Annotated in this window: 16 protein-coding genes; 7 read left to right on the top strand and 9 right to left on the bottom strand. The window is 69.8% G+C overall.

From position 1 onward, the window contains the following. The 3 genes from ACFE6Z_RS15735 (at position 1) to ACFE6Z_RS15745 (ending at position 5,257) form a co-directional block, all read left to right on the top strand. On the top strand, positions 1-1,359 hold the full coding sequence (locus ACFE6Z_RS15735) for an 8-oxoguanine deaminase (RefSeq protein ID WP_375386649.1): 1,359 nt from the start codon (positions 1-3) through the stop codon (positions 1,357-1,359). A gap of 212 nt (positions 1,360-1,571) precedes the next feature. Then, positions 1,572-2,411, top strand: coding sequence for an FAD binding domain-containing protein (locus ACFE6Z_RS15740; protein WP_375386650.1), 840 nt, complete (start codon positions 1,572-1,574; stop codon positions 2,409-2,411). After that, positions 2,408-5,257 carry a molybdopterin-dependent oxidoreductase gene (locus tag ACFE6Z_RS15745; RefSeq protein ID WP_375386651.1) on the top strand — a complete coding sequence of 950 codons (2,850 nt, stop codon included), beginning with the start codon at positions 2,408-2,410 and terminating at the stop codon, positions 5,255-5,257. The genes ACFE6Z_RS15740 and ACFE6Z_RS15745 overlap by 4 nt, the downstream gene beginning before the upstream one ends. A 236-nt stretch (positions 5,258-5,493) precedes the next feature. Here the strand turns inward: ACFE6Z_RS15745 and ACFE6Z_RS15750 are convergent, their stop codons facing one another. The 9 genes from ACFE6Z_RS15750 to allB form a co-directional block, all read right to left on the bottom strand. Continuing rightward, positions 5,494-6,378 carry an ABC transporter permease gene (locus tag ACFE6Z_RS15750; RefSeq protein WP_375386652.1) on the bottom strand — a complete coding sequence of 295 codons (885 nt, stop codon included), beginning with the start codon at positions 6,376-6,378 and terminating at the stop codon, positions 5,494-5,496. Continuing rightward, complete coding sequence (locus tag ACFE6Z_RS15755; protein WP_375386653.1) at positions 6,375-7,238, bottom strand: ABC transporter permease; 864 nt, start codon at positions 7,236-7,238, stop codon at positions 6,375-6,377. Before ACFE6Z_RS15755 ends, ACFE6Z_RS15750 begins: the two co-directional genes overlap by 4 nt. Then, complete coding sequence (locus ACFE6Z_RS15760; protein ID WP_375386654.1) at positions 7,228-8,055, bottom strand: ABC transporter ATP-binding protein; 828 nt, start codon at positions 8,053-8,055, stop codon at positions 7,228-7,230. The genes ACFE6Z_RS15755 and ACFE6Z_RS15760 overlap by 11 nt, the downstream gene beginning before the upstream one ends. A gap of 14 nt (positions 8,056-8,069) precedes the next feature. Beyond that, entirely contained in the window at positions 8,070-9,149 is a 1,080-nt protein-coding gene (locus tag ACFE6Z_RS15765) for an ABC transporter substrate-binding protein (RefSeq protein ID WP_375386655.1), read from the bottom strand. A 252-nt stretch (positions 9,150-9,401) separates the two neighbouring features. Beyond that, positions 9,402-10,706: an allantoate amidohydrolase gene (locus tag ACFE6Z_RS15770; RefSeq protein WP_375386656.1), complete on the bottom strand. Its 1,305-nt coding sequence runs from the start codon at positions 10,704-10,706 to the stop codon at positions 9,402-9,404. A 9-nt stretch (positions 10,707-10,715) separates the two neighbouring features. Further along, positions 10,716-11,945: a pyridoxal-phosphate-dependent aminotransferase family protein gene (locus tag ACFE6Z_RS15775; protein WP_375386657.1), complete on the bottom strand. Its 1,230-nt coding sequence runs from the start codon at positions 11,943-11,945 to the stop codon at positions 10,716-10,718. Next, on the bottom strand, positions 11,942-13,588 hold the full coding sequence (locus ACFE6Z_RS15780; protein WP_375386658.1) for an AtzH-like domain-containing protein: 1,647 nt from the start codon (positions 13,586-13,588) through the stop codon (positions 11,942-11,944). Before ACFE6Z_RS15780 ends, ACFE6Z_RS15775 begins: the two co-directional genes overlap by 4 nt. Further along, positions 13,581-14,690, bottom strand: coding sequence for an acetamidase/formamidase family protein (locus ACFE6Z_RS15785; protein WP_375386659.1), 1,110 nt, complete (start codon positions 14,688-14,690; stop codon positions 13,581-13,583). Before ACFE6Z_RS15785 ends, ACFE6Z_RS15780 begins: the two co-directional genes overlap by 8 nt. Positions 14,691-14,917: 227 nt before the next feature. Beyond that, positions 14,918-16,336 (bottom strand): allantoinase AllB, encoded by a 1,419-nt coding sequence (gene allB, locus ACFE6Z_RS15790; protein ID WP_375386660.1) that lies wholly within the window; start codon positions 16,334-16,336, stop codon positions 14,918-14,920. A gap of 175 nt (positions 16,337-16,511) precedes the next feature. On the opposite strand from allB, the gene uraD reads away from it, so the two are divergent. From uraD to ACFE6Z_RS15810, 4 genes are all read left to right on the top strand, one after another. After that, positions 16,512-17,045: a 2-oxo-4-hydroxy-4-carboxy-5-ureidoimidazoline decarboxylase gene (uraD, locus tag ACFE6Z_RS15795; protein WP_375386661.1), complete on the top strand. Its 534-nt coding sequence runs from the start codon at positions 16,512-16,514 to the stop codon at positions 17,043-17,045. Beyond that, positions 17,042-17,377 carry a hydroxyisourate hydrolase gene (uraH, locus tag ACFE6Z_RS15800; protein ID WP_375386662.1) on the top strand — a complete coding sequence of 112 codons (336 nt, stop codon included), beginning with the start codon at positions 17,042-17,044 and terminating at the stop codon, positions 17,375-17,377. Before uraD ends, uraH begins: the two co-directional genes overlap by 4 nt. 2 nt (positions 17,378-17,379) lie before the next feature. Beyond that, positions 17,380-18,291 (top strand): factor-independent urate hydroxylase, encoded by a 912-nt coding sequence (gene pucL, locus ACFE6Z_RS15805; RefSeq protein WP_375386663.1) that lies wholly within the window; start codon positions 17,380-17,382, stop codon positions 18,289-18,291. Between the two features lie 188 nt (positions 18,292-18,479). After that, entirely contained in the window at positions 18,480-19,937 is a 1,458-nt protein-coding gene (locus tag ACFE6Z_RS15810; RefSeq protein ID WP_375386664.1) for a DUF222 domain-containing protein, read from the top strand. The last annotated feature ends 202 nt before the right edge of the window (positions 19,938-20,139 follow it).

Raw genomic sequence — 20,139 nt, forward strand, 5'->3', positions numbered from 1 at the left:
ATGGCTCGTACGATCATCGCGGGCGCCTACATCGCGACGGTCGACGCGGCCGAGTCCGAGCATCCGACCGGCTATGTCGTCATCGAAGGCGAGACGATCGCCGCCGTGGGTGCAGGGCCGGCGCCCGCCGAGTGGCGCGACGGCGCCGAAATCGTGGAAGGTCGCGGATGCCTCGTCACCCCGGGCCTGGTCAACACCCACCACCACCTGTACCAGTGGCTCACCCGCGGCTACGCGCAGGATGCGATCCTGTTCGACTGGCTCACCGCCCTGTATCCGCTGTGGTCGCGGATCGACGCGCGCCTGACCGGCGCCGGCGCGGCCGGCGCGATGGCGGTGCTGGCGCGATCGGGCTGCACGACCGTGGGCGACCACCACTACATCTTCCCGAAGGGGTCGGGCGATATCGTCGGGTCGATCGTCGAGGCGTCCGAGCGCATCGGCCTGCGGCTGCACGCCACGCGCGGCTCGATGGATCTCGGGCGGTCGCAGGGCGGGCTCCCGCCCGACTTCGCCGTGGAGAGCACCGACGCGATCCTCGAGGCATCCCGTGTCGCCGTCGAGACCTACCACGACCCGTCCTTCGCCTCGATGGCCCGCGTGGCGCTCGCGCCGTGCTCCCCGTTCTCGGTCACGGCCGATCTGCTGCGCGAGTCGGCGCTGCTCGCCCGCTCGCTCGGCGTCCGGCTGCACACCCACGCGTCCGAGACGATGGAGGAGGACGCGTACTGCCTCGAGCGATTCGACAAGAGCCCGACGCAGTATCTGGAAGACCTCGGCTGGCTCGGCTCGGACGTCTGGATGGCGCACTGCGTGCACCTCGATGAGCCGGCGATCGCGAGATATGCCGCCACCGGTACGGGCGTCGCGCACTGCCCGTCGTCCAACGCCCGGCTCGCGTCGGGAATCGCGCCGGTGCGCGATCTGCTGCGCGCCGGGGTCGCGGTCGGGCTCGGAGTCGACGGGGCCGCGTCGAACGAGTCGGGGCAGCTCGGGGTCGAGCTCCGCGAGGCCGTGCTGATGGGCCGGCTCAAGACCGGGTCGGACTCGTTCAGCGTCCGCACGGGCCTGCGCATCGCCACGATGGGCGGTGCCCGGGTGCTGGGGCGCGAGCGCGAGATCGGCTCGCTCGAGCCCGGCAAGCTCGCCGACATCGCCGTCTGGCGGATCGACACTGTCGAGCATGCCGGCATCCTCGACCCGGTCGCCGCCCTCGGGCTCGGCGCCTTGCCGCCGCTGGCCCGGCTGTTCGTGAACGGGCGCGTCGTGGTGCACGAGTCCGAACTCGTGACCGCCGAAGAGCAGGTCGTGGCCGAAGAGGTCGCCGCCGCGTCGCGCGAGCTCGCCGCGCGACTGTGACCGGGCTGCGACCAGGGTGTGCGCGGGCACTGTGCCACAACTCCGCCTGGGCGCGGTCTGCGGGGGGTGCGTATCGGCGAGACCATGCGGGCCTGCGTCGATGCGACAGATTCTGAGGCGGAGTTGTGACACAGGGATCCGAGCCGAACGGCCGAAACACCGCGGAAACCGCGGTTTGATTGACTGACTGGAGCGGCGGAAGGGAGGCACGCATGGACATCAACACCGTGACGAGCTTCCGCGCCGCGCGGACGCGCGACGACCTCGCGCTCGCACCGGGCGAGGTGTTCATCGCCGGCGGCACGTGGCTCATGAGCGAGCCGCAGCCCGCGACCACCGGCTTCGTCGACCTCACGACACTCGGCTGGCCCGACATCGAGGTCTCCGACGCCGGGCTCCGCATCGGCGCCACGTGCACGATCGCCCGCCTCCTGGCCTGGTCGAAGGGCGAAAAGACGGGGGATGCTGCATCTCGCCCCGCCGAGTGGATCGCCCTCGACATCGTCCCTGACGCGGCCGATGCCCTGCTCGCATCGTTCAAGATCTGGAACACCGCCACGGTCGGCGGCAACCTGTGCCGCACGTTCGCGGCCGGCGCGATGATCTCGCTGACGGCCGGCCTCGACGGAGTGGCCGTGATCTGGTGCCCCGACGGCAGCGAGCGCCGTGTCGATGTCGCCGACTTCCCCACCGGCGACGCCGCGAATGTGCTCGCACCCGGCGAAGCCCTCCGGGCCATCGAGCTGCCCGCCGCCGCGCTCCGCTCTCGTGCCCGGCTCCGCAAGATCGCTCTCGCCGAGCTCGGCCGGTCAGGCGCGGTCCTCACCGCCCGTCAGGACGACGACGGCGCCACCACGTTCGTCATCACCGCCGCGACCCTCACCCCACAGGTGCTGCGCTTCGCCGGGATTCCGGATGCTGCGACCCTGGCGGCCGCGGTGGGCGGAGCATCCGGCTACTACACCGATCCGCTCGGTCCCGCCGACTGGCGCCGCGCGGTGAGCATCGCGCTGGCCGAGGCACTGCGCACAGAGCTCGAGGATTCGGCATGAGGTTCGATGTGAACGGCGAAACCGTCGAGGCCGAGCCGGCGCCGGGCCAATGCCTGCGCACACTGCTCCGCGAGCACGGGCACACCGAGGTCAAGAAGGGCTGTGACGCCGGCGACTGCGGAGCGTGCTCGGTGCTCCTGGACGGCGAGCCGGTGCACTCGTGCATCATCCCGGCCGTGCGGCTCGAGGGGCGCTCGGTGACCACAGCGGCAGGGCTCGCGCCCACCGACGAGCTGCACCCGGTGCAGGAGGCCCTGGTCGCGCACTTCGGCTTCCAGTGCGGCTTCTGCACGGCAGGCATCAGCGTGACGGCCTCGACTCTCGGCGCCGAAGACCTGCCGAGACTCGATCGGCGGATGAAGGGAAACCTCTGCCGCTGCACCGGGTACCGGCCGATCCGTGCGGCGATCACGCAGTCGGTGCTCGGGCCGGTGCGCGAGACCGGCGAGGGATATGACCCTTCGACAGGCTCAGGGACCGCGACAGGCTCAGGGACCGCGACAGGCTCAGGGACCGCGACAGGCTCGGGAACAGGGAACGCCGACGGCGTCGGCCGATCGGTTTCCCCCCCGGCGGCCCGCCGCATCGTGCAGGGCCTCGAGCCCTACACGTTCGACGAGCCCGTGCCCGGGGCCCTCATCATCCGCGTCGTCGGGTCGCCGCACGCGCACGCGCGTGTGACGAGCATCGACACGACCGCCGCGTGGGCCGTGCCGGGGGTCGTCGACATCTACACGCATGAGAACGTCCCCGCGGGGCGCTACTCCACCGGACGTCACGAGCATCGGGAAGACGATCCCGACGACACGAGGATGCTCGATGACACGGTCCGCTTCGTCGGTCAGCGCGTCGTGGCGATCGTCGCCGAGACCGCCGCGGCAGCAGAAGAGGCGGGGCGCCTGGTCAAGATCGACTACACGGTGCTGCCGGGGGTCTTCGACCCCGAGGCTGCGCGCACGCCCGGCGCACCCCTGCTGCACCCCGACCGGACTCCCGAAGATCGGGTGGCCGACGCATCCCGCAACGTCGTCGCGATGCTCCATGACGGCAACGGGGCCGACGACGGCAGCGATATCGACATCGCGCTCCGTGCGAGCCCCGTCACGGTCGGCGGCACGTGGCAGACCTCGCGCGTCTCGCATGCGCAGCTCGAGACGCACGGCTCGGTCGGGTGGCTCGACGACGACGGGCGGCTCGTCATCCGCTCGAGCACCCAGGTGCCGTTCCTCACCCGCGACGAGATCGCCCGCATCTTCGACCTCGATCGAGAGAAGGTCCGCGTGTACGCGGCGCGGGTCGGCGGGGGTTTCGGCGGCAAGCAGGAGATCTTCACCGAAGACCTCGTGGCCCTCGCGGTGCTCCGCACCGGCCGCCCGGCGGCATTCGAGTACTCGCGCACCGAAGAGTTCCAGCGGGCGTCGGTGCGGCATCCGATGCGCGTGAGCGTCACACTCGGCGCAACCACCGACGGAGTCCTCACCGCGATGAAGGTCGACGTGCTGAGCGACACCGGCGCCTACGGCAACCATGCGATCGGCGTGATGTTCCACGGCGTCGCCGAATCGACCATGCTGTACCGCTGCCCCGTGCGCCGGATCGACGCCGAAGCCGTCTACACGAACAACGTGCCGTCCGGGGCGTTCCGCGGATACGGGCTCGGGCAGGTGATCCTCGGCGTCGAGTCGGCCATGGACATGCTGGCCGAAGAGCTCGGCATCGATCCCTTCGAACTGCGGCGCCGCAACGCCGTACGCGAGGGCGATCGGCTGCACGACGAGGACGACAAGTACGAGGAAGACCTGGTGTGGGGCAGCTACGGCCTCGACCAGTGCCTGGACCTCGCCGACGCGGCCCTGCGCCGCGGCAACGGCGTCGAGGCGCCGCCGGGCTGGGCGATCGGCGAGGGGATGGCGGTGGCGATGATCGCGACGATGGCTCCGCGCGGCCACATCGCGCACACCACCGCGACCCTGCGCCCCGACGGCACGTTCCTGCTCGGCGTCGGCACGGCAGAATTCGGCAACGGCACCTCGACCGTGCACCGCCAGATCGCGGCATCCGTCCTCTCCGCCTCGTTCGACCGGCTCGAACTCCACAACGCCGACACCGACGCCGTCCGCCACGACACCGGAGCCTTCGCCTCGGCCGGCATCACGGTCGCGGGCAAGGCACTGCACGCGGCATGCCTGGTGCTGAGAGAGCGGATGCTGCACACCGCCGCCGCGCTCACCGCCACCCCCGCCGCGGACGCGCGCCTGGAAGCCGACGGCGTCCGGACGGCTGTGCGCCTCGTCGGCTTCGACGAGATCGTCGCCGCCGCCCCGCCCCAGTTCATCGACCGGAACGGGCTGACCGCCGACGGCAGCGAGTACGGCGACCTGCGATCGCTGGCCTTCGACGTGCAGGCGTTCCGAGTGGCGGTGGATGCTGCGACCGGCACGGTCCGCATCCTCCAGTCCGTCCACGCCTCCGACGCCGGCTTCGTCATGAATCCCGCGCAGGCGCTCGGGCAGGTCGAAGGCGGGGTCGCGCAGGGAATCGGCAGCGCGCTCTACGAAGAGGTCATGATCGGCGGAGACGGGCGGGTGCTGAACCCGGTCTTCCGCACGTATCGCGTGCCGCAGTTCGCCGACATCCCCGACACGGAGGTGTACTTCGCCGACACGAGCGACGACCTCGGTCCGTTCGGCGCGAAGTCGATGAGCGAATCGCCGTACAACCCCGTCGCTCCGGCGCTGGGCAACGCGATCGCGCGCGCTCTCGGGGCACGGCCGTACGAGCAGCCGTTCTCGCGCGATCGCGTGTGGCGGGCCGCGGCCGCCCGGCACCCGGCGGAGGTCGAGTAGCGAGCGCCAGCGCCCCCGGCGGAGGTCGAGTAGCGAGCGCCAGCGAGCGTACCGAGACCCCCCGGACCGACGTACTACGCGGGCCCGGATCTCGATACGGCGCTGGCGCGCCTACTCGATCACCGCCGGGGCAGGCGCTGGCGCGCCTACTCGATCACCGCAGAACCGCGGGGGTCGAGTAGCGAGCGCCAGCGAGCGTACCGAGACCCCCCGGACCGACGAACAACCCCGCTCCGCTACAGGTTCTTCTGCGGGTGCATGCCCATGCGGGCCAGCACGACGTCCTCGACGATCTGGATGACGTTGTAGAGGATGAGCGAGGTGGCGGTGACCACGACCACCGAGGCCCACAGCGCCGTGAACTGCGCCTGCGGGATGAAGCCGCCGATCGACCCGCCGATGCCGCCGCCGACCGCGAGCCATTCGGCCAGCAGCGCACCGGTGATCGCGCCGGGCACAGAGATGCGCACCGCGGCGAAGAACGCCGGGAGCGATGACGGCATCGCGACCTTGTTGAGCTTCGACCACGACCCCCCGCCGTAGACCTCGACAAGGTCGTTCATCTGCGTCGAGGCCGACTTGAGGCCGAACGAGATGTTCACCAGGGCCGGGAACAGCACGACGATGCCGCCGATTACGGCGACGGTCACCCAGCCGCGCTGGAAGATCATGATGATCACCGGGGCCATCGCGATCAGCGGCACCGAGCGCAGCAGCATCGCGACCGGCATCAGCGCGTTCTCGATGCCCTTGCTGAGCTGGAACACTGCGGCCCCGATGAGCGCGGCCAGCAGGCCCGCGATGAATCCGATCGCCGCGTCGCCGAGCGTGACCGCGAGGTTTCCCATGATCAGCGCGCGGTTCTCCGCGGCCGCCGGCACGACGAAGAAGTAGCGCCAGACATCGATCGGCCCCTTGGCGATGAGCGGAGAGATCTGGAAGACCCAGAGCACGCCCACCCAGAGGGCGGTCGCGGCCACCAGCGTCAGGACGAAGGTGAGTACGCTCCAGCCCAGGGCCGTCAGCACACCCCGGGTCGCGGCCTTGCGCACGTCGCGGCTCAGATCGGCCGCGGCGGGAGCGGCCAGTTGCATCTCGTGGGCAGCGGTCAACGTGGTCATGCGGACTGCCCCTTCGACCACGGCGCGATCCCGCGCGCGACCAGCCCGATCAGTGCGAAGCCGGCGAGGGCGACCGCGCCGCTGGCGAGCGCGAGCGACCAGACGAGCGGCGCATTGGAGTTCTGCTGCGCCAGGATCATCGCGATGCCGACGCCGACCTCGATCTTCCCGAAGAATTCGCCGAGCACCGCCCCGAGGAAGGCGGCCGGCACGGCGATCTGCAGCGCGTTCAGGATGGCGGGCAGGGCCGCGATCAGGCGCACCTTGACGAGCTGCGTGAAGCTGCTCCCGCCGTAGACGGTGATGAGGTCGAGGCTCGAGCGATCGGCGGATTTGAGCCCGAGGAGAGCCCCGACGACCGTGGTGAAGAACACCGAGAGAGCGGCCAGCAGGATGGCCGTACCGCTGGGCTGGCCGACACCGGGTGCCGGGATCACGACGATCGCCAGCATCCCGACCGCGACGATCGGAATGCAGTACGTGATGATCGCGAGCTGCATCGCGAGGCCCTCCAGGCGCGGCACCACCAGCACCACCGCCGCGAGGATGAGGGCGATGCCGTTGCCCCAGAGGTAACCGATGCCGGCCTCGGTGATGGTCACCACGAAGTTGCGCCAGTAGTAGGCGAATCCGTTGTCGACGAACGTCATGAGGACGGCGAGCGGGGTGGGGATCGGATGCGCGCCCGTCGAGGTGACGAACACTTCCGCGATCACCCACCACAGGAGCACGATCAGGACGCCGCCGATGACACCCGTGACCCATGCGGGCAGCGTGATGTCTTGCCAGACGATCGTCCGCGGCCGCTGCGGCCCCGGACCCTGGCCGGGCGGCGCGACCGGCGCGACCTCAGTGGTCATCGGTCGCCGCTCCGCCCTCTCCGAAGAGCAGTTCGGATGCCTGGTCCACATACGCATGGAATTCCGGCGTCCGCATCATCTCGGGTGTGCGCGGACGCGGCAGGTCGATCGTCATGACCTCCTTGATCCGGCCCGGACGCGGGCTCATGACCGCCACATAGTCGGAGAGGAAGATCGCCTCCGAGATGCCGTGCGTCACCAGAAGGGTCGTCGCGGGTTTCTCGGTCCAGATGCGCAGCAGCTCGAGGTTGAGCTTCTGCCGCGTCATGTCGTCGAGTGCGCCGAACGGCTCGTCGAACAGCAGCACCTCGGGCTTGAGGATGAGCGACCGCGCGATCGAGACGCGCTGGCGCATGCCTCCGGAGAGCTGGGCGGGCTTGGCCTTCTCGAAGCCTTTCAGACCCACCAGCGAGATCATGTCGTCGACGTAGTGCTTGTCGACAGGCTGGCCGGCGATCTCGAACGGAAGGCGGATGTTGGTCATCACGCTCCGCCACGGCAGGAGCGCCGAGTCTTGGAAGGCGATGCCGAGCTTGTTCGCCTTGCGGAGTTCCTTCGGGCTTTTGCCGTCGACGCGCGTGGTACCGCTCGTGGCCGACTCCAGGCCCGCGAGGATGCGGAGGATGGTCGATTTGCCGCAGCCCGACGGGCCGAGCAGGGCGAGGAAGGATCCCTGCTCGGTGTGCAGATCGGCGTCTTTGAGTGCGACGACGCTCTTGCGGCCTGAAGTGAAGACCTTGTTCAGACCCGAGATCTGCAGGCCGGTGCCCAGGGCATCGCCCTGGGCAGAGCCCGTCGTGAGAGTGGGCTGCGACATCGTCGGGTATCCGATCAGCCCGCGTACGCGACCAGATCGGGGTTCTCCTGGTACACCTCGTCCAGGAGCGAAAGATCGAACAGGTCGGATGCCTTGAGCGTGATCCCCGCACCGGCGAGGCTCTTGACCGTCTCGGACTGGAGCGTGTCCGAGATCGTGAAGAGCCCATTGGTCTTGGTCTCATCCGAGGTGACGAGGTCTTCTGCCTGCACCTTGGCGCCGGCGGTCGAGTTGTCCAGGTTCAGATCGAGGTCTTTGCCGTAGACGTCGACGGCGAGCTTCGCGCCGGCGGCCGGATCCTTGACCGCGTCGGTCCACCCCTTGATCTCGGCGACCAGGAACGCCTTGAGCGCGTCGCGGTTGTTCGCGATCATGTCGTCGGTGGTCGTGATCGTCTCGGCGACGAAGGGCAGGCCGTTGTCGGCGAACGGCAGGTTCGTCGTCTGGACACCGGACGCGGCGACCGTGATGGCCTCGTTGGTCAGGTACGCGATGAAGCCGTCGACCTCACCGTTCAGGAGCGGCGCCGGGTCGTACTGGACCGGCACGATCGTGAGGTCGGATTCGGCGATTCCGTTCGCGGCCAGAAGCGCCTTGAACAGTGCCGTGTTCGAGTCCTGCACGCCGATCTTCTTGCCCTTCAGATCCGCGGGGGTTGCGATGTTGCCACCGCCCTTCAGTGACAGCACGGTGAACGGGTTCTTCTGGTAGGTCGTGCCGATGATCTTCAGCGGCGCACCCTCGGACGAGACGACGGAGCCGATGGACACAGCATCCGACAGCGCGATATCCGCACTCCCGGAGATGAGCTCGGCAGCACCGGTCGACGGACCGGGGACGAGCGTCACCGAGTCGAAGCCGGCGTCGCTGTAGTACCCCGCGGAATCGGCGAAGAACTCGCCTGAGAACTCTTCGTTCTTGATCCAGCTGAGCTGGACCGTGAGGTCGCCGAAGCCGGCGGATGCCCCGGCGGAGGATGCGGAGGTGCTCGAGCTGCTGCCCGATGCGCAGCCCGCGAGGGCGATGGCGGCGACAGCGACGGTCGCGAGGACGGTCGCGAGGCGCTTGGTGCGCCGGGAGGAAGGAAGAGTCATGTGCGGTGTCTCCAGGAGCTGTGATGCATCGGGTGGATGTGCGCGCACGCCTGCGGGGCTCGGCGAAGCGGATGATCCTGACGGTAGGCGACGGAGATTTCGCCAACACGTGCCCGGATGTTTCCTGGGCGTAAAAGGTGGTCCGTGTTCAGCCGCGGTGATCGAGAGCGAGCGTACTGCCGCGGTGATCGAGTAGCGAGCGCCAGCGAGCGTATCGAGATCCGCCGGGGTACGCCGCGGCACGAGCCCCGGTCAGGCGGGCTCGGCAGCCAGGTGCAGCACCGACTCGGCCAGGGCTCGGATGCCGACCGCGACGTCGCCCGCACTCACCGACTCGTCTGGATGATGGCTGATGCCGTCGGGGTTGCGGAGGAACAGCATCCCGACGTCGGTGATCGCGCCGATCGCCATGCCGTCGTGCCCGGCGCGGCTGAAGATCGACGCGGGCGCGGCGGCGCCCCGAGGAAGCGTGGAGACGATGCCCTCGCGTACGACGTCCTGCAGGAGCGGAGCGCACAGCACGGCGGGCGCATTGTGGATCTCGTGCGCGCGCCAGCGCAGGCCGCGGCGCCCCATGATCTCGTCGAGCTCGCGCTCGATCTCGTTCCAGACGCGGTCGCGCGCGCCATCGAATTCGCCGCGGAGGTCCAGGCTCATCCGCGCTTCGCCGGGGATGATGTTCACGGCGCCGGGGAATGCCTCCAGCTGACCGACCGTGCCGATGATGTGGTGCTCGGCGCGGCAGATGCGCTCGACCGCGAGCGCCGCCTCGCTCGCCCCGAGCAGCGCGTCATGCCGCAGGTCGTACGGCGTGCCGCCGGCGTGGCGGGCCTCGCCCTCGATAGACAGCTGGAAGCGCCGGGCGCTGGCGATCGACGAGACAACCGCGAGCGATTCGCCGCGACGGTCGAGCTCGGGCCCCTGTTCGATGTGGGCCTCGAGGTAGCCCACCAGCTCATCGGGCCGCCGGGCGGCCTCGCCGATGCGGCCGGGGTCGAGGCCGAACTCGAGGAAGGCCTGACGCAGAGTGGTGCCGTCGGCGTCTTCGAGGGTCCACCACTCGTCGTTCCACGATCCCGCGACCGCCGACGAGCCCAGCAGCGCCTTGCCAAAGCGGGTGCCCTCCTCGTCGGAGAACGCGACGACCTCGATCGCGAAAGGCAGCGTGTCGATCAGCGGCCGGAGGATCCGCACGACCTCGAGGGCCATGAGCACCCCGACGATGCCGTCGAAGCGACCGGCGTCGGGCACGGTGTCGAGGTGCGAGCCGAGCATCAGGGCCGGTCCCTCGAACTCCGCGGCCTCGCTCGACGACTGGAGAGAAGCATCGAGCCGGCCGACCTGGTTGCCCGCGGCATCCTGTCTCGTCGTCATCCCGACCTCGCGCATCCACTCCGCCGCGAGGCGGTTGACGCGCGCGTGCTCGGGAGAGAGGTACACGCGCTCGATCTCGCCCGGCGTCGCCGTGACCCGCGCGAGCTCTTCGCAGCGCGCCATCACCCGACGCGACGCGATCGCGAAGTGATCGGGCGCGAGTCCCTGCAGCCGAACCGCCATCACGCGATCCTAGACATCGACGCCTCCGTAGACGTCGATGGCGGCATCCACTCCGCCACCGGTGGGAACGGATGCTCCGCCACGGCGCAGCGCCGACTCCAGGGCGGCGAGGGTCTGGAGCACGGCATCCTTGCGGGCGTTCACGCCCATCGTGCCGATGCGCCAGACCTTGCCGTGGAGGGGTCCGAACGACGTGCCGATCTCGATGCCGAAGTCGAGCAGCATCGATGCGCGCACCGCGTCGCCGACCACCGTGTGCGGGATCTCCACGGCGACGACGTTGTTCATCTTGTGCGCGATGTCGCCGAAGACCGAGAGCCCGAGCCCCTGCACGCCGGCCAGCATCGCGGCTCCGGCGACGCGGTGGCGCTCGATGACGGCATCCCGCCCCTCTTCGAGGAGGATGCGCGCGCACTCGCGGGCGCCATAGAGCATCGTCGTGGCTTCGGTGTGGTGGTTGAGGCGACGTGGGCCCCAGTAGTCCAGGATCATGCCGAGGTCGAAGTAGTTCGAGCGCACGAAGTCGGGCGCGTCGACATCACCGGGCTCGCGGATGCCCGCCTCGACCTTCTTGCGCGATGAGATGACCTCGACCGCGCGCTCCGACAGGGTGATCGGCGCCGATCCCGAGGGGCCGGCGAGGCATTTCTGCAGGCCGGCTGTCGCCGCATCCACTCCCCACGCGTCGGCCTCGAACGGGTTGCCGCCGAGCGAGGCGGTCGCGTCGGTGTACAAGAGCACGCCGTGGCGGGCGCAGATCTCGCCGATCTCGTCGAGCGGCTGGTTCATCGTGGTCGAGGTGTCGCCCTGCACGAGGGCGAGCAGGGTGGGCCTCACGCGCGCGATCGCCTCTTCGACGACGGATGCCGGGAACACCTGCCCCCACGGAACCTCGATCGTGTGCACCTCGGCCATCGCGCGCTCGGCGATCTCGGAGAGCAGATGGCCGAACCGGCCGAAGATCGGCACGAGCACGCGGTCGCCCGGGCGGACGAGCGAGACGATCGCCGCCTCGATGCCCGCACGACTCGTGCCGTCGATGAGCACCGTCGCGTCGTTCCGGGTCGCGAACACCCCCCGGTAGAGCTCCTGCGTCTCGGTCATGTAGTCGGTCATCGCCGGGTCGTACTGACCGACGAGCTGCGCCGACATCGCGCGCAGCACGCGCGGGTCGGCGTTGATCGGGCCCGGGCCCATCAGCAGGCGTGCGGGCGGGTCGATGGGCCCGGGAATCGTCATGACAGCTCCTGAAGAAGGTCGTGGAGGCGGCGCGCGAAGCGCACGAGGGCGATGTCGGTGCCGGAGCGCGAGGTGAGACTCAGCCCGACGGGGGCCGCGCCGCCCCGAGTCGCGCCGACCAGAGCCGCGCCGGGGTTGGAGTCGACGGTCATCAGCGGCACCGAGATCGACGGGAGACCCCCGATCGCCGCGGGGGTGGTCATGCGCAGGGTCGCCTGGCGGACAGCATCCACTCTCTCGCCCCGCGACGTGCGCATCGGTGCCGGCCCCGGCACCGTCGGCATGATCAGCACCGCGTCGGCGACGACGGTCTCCATGCGCGCGCGCAGCACGACGAGCTCGGCGCGTGCTGCGGCCTCCTGCTCCGGCGTGACGGCGGCCGCGATACGGAATCGTTCGGCCACTGCGGCGCCGACCGCACCGGGGTGCGCGCTGATCCACTCGCCGTTGTTGCGCCATGCCTCGGCGCCCTGCACGATGCGGAACGGCTCGTAGTACCCGTCGAGATCGCCGATCGAGACGGATGCTGCCGCCCCGCCCCCGCCGGATGCCTCGAGGGCGGCGAGCACGGCGCCGAACGCCACGCGCGTCTCGGGCTCGACGCGCGCGAGCACCTCATCGGGCACGACGAAGCGCCACGGCAGGTCGGCGCCGGACTCGCCAAGCACGCTCTCGGTGGAGTCCGACCCGTCGTAGCTCAGGCACCAGTCGACGACGCGCTGCATGGTCGCCCCGTCGCGGGTGAGCCAGCCGACCGTGTCGAACGACTGGGCGAGCGGGAGCAGCCCCTGCCGGGGGACCAGACCGTGGGTGGTCCGCAGACCCCACAGGCCCTGGTACGACGCCGGCACCCGCACCGAGCCGGCGGTGTCGGTGGCCAGGCCGACCTCGGCCTGGCCGGTGGCGACGGCCGACGCGGGGCCGCTGGAGGATCCGCCCGGGAGCGCTCCGGGGACGGCCCCGTTGGGCGGGGTGCCGTAGTGCACGTTGTCGCCCGCGATCGAGTACGCGAACTCGTCGGTGCGGGCGATGCCGCGCAGGGACGCGCCGCCGGACATGAGGTCGGACACGGCGGGAGCGGTCGTCTTCTCGGCGCGTGCGCCGTCGAGGAAGGCCGGGTTGCCCGCGCCGATTCGATAGCCCCGGATCGCGAACAGGTCTTTCACCGCAACGGTGAGTCCGGCCAGCGGCCCCTCCCACGCGCCCTGCCAGAGCGGGTCGCCGACCGTCCGCCACACGGAGCGATCCAGCGCCTGCGGGCGGGAAGTCACGTGGGCCGCCGTGATGAGCCATGTGCCGTCGATCCGCTGCCAGAGCTGGGTCTGCAGGCCCGTTCCCCCGCCGGTGAACCGCGACACCGAGACCAGCAGAGCCGCGTCGTCGGCGAGCGGGCGGTACTCGATGTGCGAGATGACCCGCGGCGCCACTCCCCCGCGCACTCCGCGGAACGCGCTGATGCGCTCGTGACCGATGAGCAGCCCTGCCGCGTCACCCCGGAGGGTGCCCTCACCCGGCGCGAACGCCGCATCGAGAGCATCCAGATCGTTCGCGATGATCGCGCGCTCGTACGCCTCGAACGCGGCGCGCAGGTCTGCCGGGATGTCGTCGGCGCCGGGCGTCGCCCGCACTTCGGGTTCAGCCACGGCCCGCACCCCGGTCGATGGCCGCGAAATCCGACTCGCGGATGCGGGCGTGCACGCCGCACACGATGTCGACGACCTGCGAGATGTCGAAGTCGGTGGCGGCACTGAGGTAGGCGTAGGCGAGGTGCTCGGACAGACCCCACCGGGCCTCGATGAGCGACAGCGCTGCGCGCACGCACTTGCGCATTGCCTCGTCGAGGTCTTCGTCGAGGCCCGTGGGCACGAGGTATTCGGGGGTGCGCACGAGCGGGCCGACGAGCGGGCCGAACTCGGCGAGCGCCTCATCACGAGGCACGACCTCGAAGCGCAGCGTGGCGCGCAGGGATGCCTCGAGCGCCGTGAGCGCGACCTCGCCGTCTCCCTGGGCGAAGTGCGGATCGCCGACATAGGCGAGGGCCCCCACGACCTGCACGGGGAGGTAGAGGATGCTGCCCTCGACGAGCAGGTTGATGTCGATGTTGCCGCCGTGCGGGCCGGGCGGAACCGAGTGCGGGCGCTCGTCACCGGCCACGGCGACGCCCATCGTGCCGAGGAACGGCGCGAGCGGGAACGCGACGACGCGCTCGCCGTCGTCGATGATCGGCAGCAGGCCGAACAGGGCTCCGTCGCGCTCCTCTACGGGGGTGAACACACTCACGTGGTAATCGCCGCGGGGCAGTTCGCCCTTCAGCGCCCCGCGGCCGTGCCGGTTCGAGATCACGCCGTACGGCACCCGCGGCACGAGCGTCTCGACCGTGATCTTCAGCAGGTCACCGGGCTGCGCACCCTCGACGAAGATCGGCCCGGTCACGACGTGCGGGCCGTCGGTCGCCGGGTCGCGCGAAAGCCCTGCGGCGATCTGGATCGCGTCGCGGAGGACGGATGCCGCGTCCACACCCTGTGACGTGAAGTACGCGAGCGGGTCCTTGCCGTGGTCTTCGAGGATGCCCTCATGACTCACGGTGTCGATCGTCACGGTCTGGCCGGACGCGATCGTGAGGGCCGGAGCATCCGCTCCACACGGCAGCCGTCCCCACATCACCGTCTCGGTGCTCGACGGGAGGTAGTGGTCACCCGGAAGCGCGCCGGTGCCGGGTTGCAGGATCGCGAAGTCGGTCGGCATGGTCCCATCCAAGTGCATCGGGGTCGCGGTGTGGAGTGCACCCTCGGTTTTCGCAGTGCACCCTCGGCTCTCGCAATGCACCCTCGGTTCTCGCAATGCACCCTCGGTTCTCGCAATGCACCCTCGGTTCCCGCAATGCACCCTCGGTTCCCGCAATGCACCCTCGGTTCTCGCAATGCACCCTCGGCGAGGGTGCATTGCGAACGTCGAGGGTGCATTGCGGGACATCATGCGCTCGCCGGCACTTGTGCCGACAGGAGGCGCCCGCCGGGGGCGCCGCGGAAGTGCGGGGCCTCGCCGGCGCCGCCCACTGCCGCTCCAGGTGCTGCCTCTTCAGATGATGCGATGTCGTAGATCGACAGCCCGTGCAGCCAGGTGCGGCGGGCGCGACCGGTGAGCTGCCGGTGGTCGTACGCGGTGATCGGGTTCTTGTGCAGCAGCCGCTTCGCGTCGATCAGCAGCGGGTCGTCGATGCCGAACGCCATGAGGTGGGCGGGCGCGCCGATCTCGATGACCCCGGCGCCGGCGATGCCGGCGACGGCGGCTGGTCCGGTCGTGAAAAGCGGCAGGATGCGTTCGAGCGGGATGCCGCGACCGCGCGCCTCGGTCCACACCGCCGAGAGGCCGACCTGGAGTCCGGCGATCCCGCCCCACGCCAGACCGAAGTCGCCGCCGCCCGCACGCTTGAGGTCGACGGTGCTGGGCGAGTGATCGCTGACGATCGCGTCGATCGTGCCGTCGACGACGCCCTCCCAGAGCAGGTGACGGTTGGCGGAGCCGCGGATCGGCGGGCAGCACTTGAACTCGCTCGCCCCGTCGGGGATCTCTTCGGCGATGATCGTCAGGTAGTGCGGGCACGTCTCGACGGTGAGCGCGATGCCCTCGGCCTTTGCGGCGCGGATCGCGGGCAGCGAGTGCGCGTCACTGAGGTGCAGGATGTGCGCGCGTGTGCCGGTGCGCCGTGCCTCGTCGATCACCGAATGGATTGCGGATGCCTCGCTCTCGGCCGGTCGCGACTGCAGGAAAGCGTCGTAGCCGCGGCCGAGTGCACCGTTGTCGTGGAGCAGCGCCGGGTCTTCGGCGTGCACGATGATGCGCGAGCCGAGGGCGGCGATCTCCTCCATCGCCTCTCCGAGCTGCGCACGGTCGAGATGCCCGAACTCGTCGACGCCTGACGGTGACAAGAAGCACTTGAACCCGAACACCCCGGCCTCGTGCAGGGGCGCGAGCCGGCCCAGGTTCTCGGGCACCGCCCCACCCCAGAAGCCCACGTCGATGAACGCCGACGGTGCGGCCGCGGCCCTCTTGACCGCGAGCGCTTCGGCCGCCGTGGTGGGCGGCAGCGAATTCAGGGGCATGTCGACGATCGTCGTGACGCCGCCGGCGGCAGCAGCCAGGGTCGCCGACCGGAACCCCTCCCACTCGGTGCGGCCCGGTTCGTTCACGTGCACGTGCGAGTCGACGAGGCCGGGCAGCAGCACGGCATCGTCGGGTACATCGATCTTCTCGGCGCCCGAGACCTTCGCCCGTGCGTCGAGCACATCGGCGATCCGGCCGTCTCGAATGAGCACGGCGGCGGGGCGGAATGCGCCATCGACCCACGTGCGCGCCGCGCGGATGATCGTCAATGACTCGCTGGATGCCACGGTCTTCCCCTTGCTCGGTTCCTCTAGGTTCGCTCATCACCGTTTCGGCCGGGTTACGTTTTGCGGTGATCGAGTAGCGAGCTTGCGAGCGTATCGAGATCTCCGCGGGCATCGCCGGCTCACGCGGGGCGGCAGCCGTAACCGGGGGGAAATGCGGCGGCGCTACCGTGAGCTGATGGAGCTCGACGACTTCAATGCCGCGGATGCCGCGACCGCGGCCGCACTCGTCGGCGTCTGGGCGGCGATCCCCGCGTGGATCGACGGGGTGGTCGGCGGTCGGCCCTATCCCTCGGTCGATGCCCTCGCGGCTGAAGCGGCCGAACTCGCGCAGGCCTGGACGCGAGACGACCTCGACATCGCCCTCGCGCACCACCCGCGGATCGGCGGGAAGGTCGAAGGATCCGGGGCGGAGGCGGCAGCATCCCGATCCGAACAATCGTCGATGGCCGACGCGACCGACGACGTCGCCGCGCGCCTGGCTGCCGGCAACATCGCGTACGAGGAGCGGTTCGGACGGGTCTTCTTGATTCGCGCCGCGGGGCGCTCGCCCGAAGAGATGCTCGCCGAACTCGAGCGCCGGCTCGGCAACCCAGACGCCGCCGAGGCGATCGAAGCGGCCGGCCAGCTCGCCGAGATCGCCGTGCTCAGGCTGCGATCGGCGATCACGCCGAGCGCTGCCGACCCGACGAGCGCGAGAATGCCGTCATGACGCATCTGACCACCCACGTCCTGGACGCGACGACGGGCAGCCCCGCCGTGAACGTCGTCGCCTCTCTCGCCCGGCATCTTCCGGGCGGCGGCACTGAGGGCATCGCCCAGGGCTTCACCGACGCCGACGGCCGGCTCGCCCTCGGACCCGAGACTCTGGATGCCGGCATGTACGCGCTGACCTTCGGTACCGGCGCCTACTTCGCCGACCGCGGAACACCGACGTTCTACCCCCTGATCACGGTGACCTTCACCGTCGAAGATGCGGAGCGTCACCTGCACGTGCCCATCCTGCTGAGCCCGTTCGCCTATTCGACCTACCGAGGGAGTTAGCCATGGTCTCCGTCAGCCTGGGTGCCAACAAGTACGGCAAGGCCGAGAACCGCGTCGTGCGCATCTACCGAGATACTCCGCGGCACGAGATCGTCGATCTCAACGTGACCTCGCAGCTGATGGGCGCCGCCCTCGCCCCCTCGTACTTCGACGGTGACAACGGCCCGGTCGTCGCCACCGACACCCAGAAGAACACGATCTTCGCGTTCGCGAAGGAGTACGGCATCCCCTCGCCCGAGGAGTTCCTGCTGAAGCTCGCCGACCACTTCGTCTCGGACTTCGACTGGATCGAGGGGGGCCTGTGGCAAGCCGAGCAGTACGAGTGGGAGCGCATCCTCGTCGACGGTCAGCCGCACGACCACTCGTTCGTGCGGTCCGGCCGCGGCACGCGACTCGCGGCCGTCCGTGCGGTGGACGGCGAGACCCATGTCACCGGCGGGGTCAAGGATCTCACCGTGCTCAAGTCGACCGGGAGCGAGTTCACGGGCTTCCCGCGCGACGGGTACACGACCCTCGTCGAGACGAACGACCGGGTCATGGCGACCTCCATCACCGGCCGCTGGCGCTTCACTCCCGAAGCGGTGGCCGCGGGCATCGACTACAACGGCCTCTACGCCGAGATGACGTCGGTGCTGCTCTCGACCTTCGCCACCGTGCACTCGCTGGCGCTGCAGCAGACGCTGTGGGAGATGGGCAAGGCCGCGATCGAGGCTCGCCCCGAGATCGCCGAGATGCGCTTCGCGATGCCCAACAAGCATCATTTCGTCTACGACCTGTCGCCGTTCGGGCTCGAGAACCCGAACGAGGTGTTCTACGCCGCTGACCGACCGTACGGCCTGATCGAGGGCACGGTCACCCGCGACGGGGTGGCGCCGGCTCCCGCGGCGTGGGTGGATCTGCCGGCGTTCGTCTGAGCATCCGGGCGTTTCGTCTGTCGCCGCGCTCCCGCTCGCCCGGTCGTGAGGCGAGCCTGGTTGCCGAGAACGCCGCCGGCTCCTCCCCAGACACGGTCCGAATGTGAAGTTTCCACAGGCACGGATTCGCGAGCTGATCTGGCCGTTTATCGTCGTGCAATGTCGGAGGCCCTCACCAGAATGGAGGTATGAGCAACAGCACCGCGCGAGCTATCGAGAAAGTCGGCGACGACCTCCTCGATGTGGTCGGCGATGTGTTCGGCGCAGCCTCCCTGCGGGTGCTCTCCGAGGTCGAGGTTCTCGAGTTGATGGCCGCCGCAGCGCGGGTCACTCGTGCCGGAGAGGCGTTGCTGGTAGCCGCGACGGCGGAGGTGTGCAACAGGTCCGACGGGCGGCTGCACGCTGATCGGATGACGACGCGATTCGGCTGCCGGTCGGCTTTCGAGCTCGTCCAACGCGTGACTCGCGGCTCGAAGCAGCGCGCCGGTGATGTGGTCAAAGCCGCCCGCGCGGTGGCGCAGAGGGTCGCCCTCACTTCCGGTGAGGTGCTGCCGGCGGCGTTGCCGAGCATGCGCGGCGCGCTCGCGGCAGCCGAGGTCGGTGTCGACGGACTGGTGGCGGTCGCGGGGCCGCTGCTGTCCGGCTGCGCCGGCACCGCGGCGATTCTGGCCGCTGACGAGGAGATCGCCGCGACCGCCTGCGGTGAGGGTGCCGACGCGGCACCGCCGGCATCCGCCGAAGACCTGCGGGCGCTCGCGACGGTGTGGGCGATGTACTTCGATCAGGACGGCGCCGAGCCCGACGATTCGCGCGCGATGCGCAAGCGAGGGCTCACGATCGGCCCCTGCCGAGCCGGGGTGCACGGGCTGCACGGAAATGTGGTGCCCGACGTCGCCGGCCAGCTGCAACGCCTGATCGACAGCCTGCTCAACCCCCAGGTCGACGGGGCCCTCGCGCCCGACGGCCCGCATTTCGCCGAGTCCGACGCCGATGGTGATGCGACCGTCGACCCCGACGACCCGGATGCCCCGTTCTTCGCGACCGCCGACATCCGGACCCAGGCGCAAAAGCGGCACGATGCACTCGCGACGATCCTGAACGTCGCCGCCGCTTCCGGAGGAATGCCTACTCTCGGCGGGTCTGCTCCCACCCTCGTGGTGTCGGTACGAGAAGAAGACCTCGCGACCGGTCGCGGGTTCGCGCACCTGGCAGGTTCCGACCAGCCTCTCCCGCTCGCATTCGCCCGACACATCGCGTGCGCCGGAGCAGTCCAGAAGGTCGTGTTCGACACCTACGGCCGCATCATCCAATTGGGCAGCCTGGAGCGTGGCTTCACCCACCATCAACGCCGGGCGATCACCCTCCGCGACGGCGGGTGCATCATCCCGGGCTGCCACATCCCCGCCGACTGGTGCGAGCTCCACCATGTCACTGAGCACTCGCGGGGTGGGCCGACTCATACCGACAACGGAGTCCTGCTCTGCTGGTTCCACCACCGCACCCTAGACACCAGCGGATGGATGGTCCGGATCAACCACGGGGTGCCCGAAGTTCGTGGCCCCTACTGGTGGGACGCGAAACTGAAGTGGCGAACCGTCACCAAATCACCGATCCGCCTCCGCGAACGCATCGTCAGTCGCACGTGACACACGTGCTCGTGATCGTGCACGTGCGCGGCGGGCGCTTCGGCTACGAGCAGCCACGACCCTCCGGAATTCCGTGCTGAGTTGCGAACGCGTGGGGATGCCTCGCAATACGATGCAAGAGAGGTGGGGAGGCGACGTGTCGTTCTCTGTTGCGGTGGCAGCCATGGACACATCTCGTGCCCGTGAGTCATAGGCCGCCGAT

The sequence above is a fragment of the uncultured Microbacterium sp. genome, assembly GCF_964244775.1.
Lineage (GTDB): Bacteria > Actinomycetota > Actinomycetes > Actinomycetales > Microbacteriaceae > Microbacterium.

Coding starts and splice junctions, on each gene's coding strand:
- ACFE6Z_RS15740 (WP_375386650.1), top strand. CDS start 1,572: ATGGACATCAACACCGTGACGAGCTTCCGCGCCGCGCGGACGCGCGAC.
- ACFE6Z_RS15765 (WP_375386655.1), bottom strand. CDS start 9,149: ATGACTCTTCCTTCCTCCCGGCGCACCAAGCGCCTCGCGACCGTCCTC.
- ACFE6Z_RS15785 (WP_375386659.1), bottom strand. CDS start 14,690: ATGCCGACCGACTTCGCGATCCTGCAACCCGGCACCGGCGCGCTTCCG.
- ACFE6Z_RS15770 (WP_375386656.1), bottom strand. CDS start 10,706: ATGGCGGTTCGGCTGCAGGGACTCGCGCCCGATCACTTCGCGATCGCG.
- ACFE6Z_RS15745 (WP_375386651.1), top strand. CDS start 2,408: ATGAGGTTCGATGTGAACGGCGAAACCGTCGAGGCCGAGCCGGCGCCG.
- ACFE6Z_RS15755 (WP_375386653.1), bottom strand. CDS start 7,238: ATGACCACTGAGGTCGCGCCGGTCGCGCCGCCCGGCCAGGGTCCGGGG.
- ACFE6Z_RS15775 (WP_375386657.1), bottom strand. CDS start 11,945: ATGACGATTCCCGGGCCCATCGACCCGCCCGCACGCCTGCTGATGGGC.
- ACFE6Z_RS15760 (WP_375386654.1), bottom strand. CDS start 8,055: ATGTCGCAGCCCACTCTCACGACGGGCTCTGCCCAGGGCGATGCCCTG.
- uraH (WP_375386662.1), top strand. CDS start 17,042: ATGACGCATCTGACCACCCACGTCCTGGACGCGACGACGGGCAGCCCC.
- pucL (WP_375386663.1), top strand. CDS start 17,380: ATGGTCTCCGTCAGCCTGGGTGCCAACAAGTACGGCAAGGCCGAGAAC.
- ACFE6Z_RS15810 (WP_375386664.1), top strand. CDS start 18,480: ATGAGCAACAGCACCGCGCGAGCTATCGAGAAAGTCGGCGACGACCTC.
- uraD (WP_375386661.1), top strand. CDS start 16,512: ATGGAGCTCGACGACTTCAATGCCGCGGATGCCGCGACCGCGGCCGCA.
- ACFE6Z_RS15735 (WP_375386649.1), top strand. CDS start 1: ATGGCTCGTACGATCATCGCGGGCGCCTACATCGCGACGGTCGACGCG.
- ACFE6Z_RS15750 (WP_375386652.1), bottom strand. CDS start 6,378: ATGACCACGTTGACCGCTGCCCACGAGATGCAACTGGCCGCTCCCGCC.